Origin of the sequence: Ideonella azotifigens, from assembly GCF_006519715.1 — a bacterium.
GTDB classification, from domain to species: Bacteria; Pseudomonadota; Gammaproteobacteria; order Burkholderiales; family Burkholderiaceae_C; genus Ideonella; species Ideonella azotifigens.
This window is the reverse complement of record NZ_VIDT01000890.1, coordinates 1-1,887: the sequence shown is the minus strand read 5'-3', so window position 1 is coordinate 1,887 and position 1,887 is coordinate 1. Positions and strand designations below refer to the sequence as shown.

The 1,887-nt window shown below is 68.0% G+C and carries 2 protein-coding genes; both read right to left on the bottom strand.

Features of this window, described 5'->3' with window-relative positions; all coding sequences use genetic code 11:
- On the bottom strand, window positions 1–1,478 hold a 1,478-nt coding region (gene tnpC, locus FKP22_RS28935; protein WP_141291596.1), incomplete at its 3' end, for an IS66 family transposase.
- Window positions 1,479–1,556: 78 nt separating this feature from the next.
- Window positions 1,557–1,887: IS66 family insertion sequence element accessory protein TnpB (gene tnpB / locus FKP22_RS28930; protein ID WP_211361649.1), on the bottom strand; the 331-nt coding region annotated here is incomplete at its 5' end.

The window sequence follows — 1,887 nt, the reverse complement described above, 5'->3', positions numbered from 1 at the left end:
GTGGTCAGGTCGATGCGCCAGGGCAGCAGCGTCGCGTAGTCGTCGGCCGTCCTGGCCATCGGCAGGGCCTTGAACAGCGAGCGCAGGTAGCGGTAGCCGTCGATGCCGTTGACCCGGCAGGTCTGCAGCAACGAGTACAGGTTCGCACTGGCGTGGGCGCCGGCCACGGTGTCGGAGAACAACCAGTTGCGCCGGCCCACGCAGAACGGCCGGATGGCGTTCTCTTGCACGTTGTTGTCGATGCTGTAGCGCCCGTCCTCGACGTAGCGCTTGAGCTTGTGCCACTGCCCGGCCGTGTAGTGCAGCGCCTTGCCCAGCAAGCTCTGGGGCAGCACGCTGTGCAGGTTGGCCAGCAGCAGTTGTTCGATGTCCTGGAGCACCAGTGCGCTGTCGTGCTGGCGTCGCCGTGTGCGCTCGGCCGGGTCCGCGCCATCGCGCTTGGCCTGGGCCTCGACGTGATACAGCTTGCCGATCAGCGCGATGAAGCGTGCTGCCAGTTGGTCTGGTCCGCGCTGGTTCTTGGGGCATGCCTGCAAAGCGTCGTGGAAGTAGCGCCGGCAGTGCGCCCAGCAAGCCAGGTGAACGAGACCTTGCGCCTGAGCCACCCTGTCGTAGACGTCATAGCCGTCGGTCATCAGCACCGCACCGGCACGGATGCCGGCGTACAAGGTCATCGCGTTGGCCGCCGAGCGGCTGGGCGAGTAGCTGAACAGCCGGATCGGCGGCCCGGTGCCGTCGCGGCCCGAGCCGTCGGTCATCTGCGCCCAGACGTAGCTCTTGGCCTGTGCGCTGCGCCCGGGCTCCTTGAGCACCTGCAGTTCGGTCTCGTCGCCGAACACCAGTGGTGCGTCCAGCAGTTCGTCGCGCAGCAGGTTCACCACCGGCTGCACGGCCTGGCCCACCCGCACGATGCTGCCGGCCAAGGTGTTGCGCGAGATGTCGGTGCCGCCGAAGCGGCCCAGCAGCGCCGCCTGGCGGTACAGCGGCAGCCCGTCGAGGTACTTCGCCTGCGGGATGATGTCGAGTTGCTCGGTGGCCTCTACGCCGATCTCGCGCAAGGCCGCGCCGTCGTGCGGGCACACGCGCTCGCCCTCGGGCAGTTCGTGGCGCACCACCTCGCGCGGCAGCGCCGGGTCCAGCGGCTTGCGCCCGCGCTTGGCGCGCTGGTGGCCGGGCACGTCGACCTTGTCGGCGTCAGGGATCTCTTCGGCAGCCGGCTCGGCCTGCGCCCCCAGGCTCTCGGCCTCGTCGAAGAACATGTCCTTCTGGTGCTGGCCGGTGACCTCGCTGCTGGCGGCGAACAGCTGGCGCTTGAACTTGTTGAGCTGTTCCTTGAGCAGGTCCCGCTCGGTGCGCACGATGCGCAGCTCCCCGGTGGTCGTGCGCAGCTCACCAGCCAAGGCTTCGTTGTGCTGGCGCGCATCGGCCAGCGCCTGCTGCAGGGCGTTGAACTGTTCGAGGGTGGGCATGTTGACCATCTGCCCGGCAGTGTCCCAGCCCATGGTCGGCTACGCCATTCGGATGTGCCGCAATGGCGCGACACCACCGGCATGATCTCAGCCGACCCGCTCGTACAAGCGCCGCGGGTGCCGCTGCACCACGCCGATGTCAATGCCTTCGAGCAGCCAGTGCAACTGCTCCACCGTCAGCGTGGGCACGTCCTGCTCGCTGGGCCAGATGAACCGGTCCTGCTCCAGCCGTTTGAGCAGCAGCCAGAAGCCGTTGCGCTCCCAGCCCAGCACCTTGACCCGGTTGCGCTGGCGGTTGCTGAACACGTAGACACACGCGGCGAACGGGTCCAGCCCGAGTGCTTGCTGCACCAGGGCAGCCAGGCCGTTGATGTTGAGCCGGAAGTCCACTGGCGCGCGGTGCAGGTAGACCTTCAGC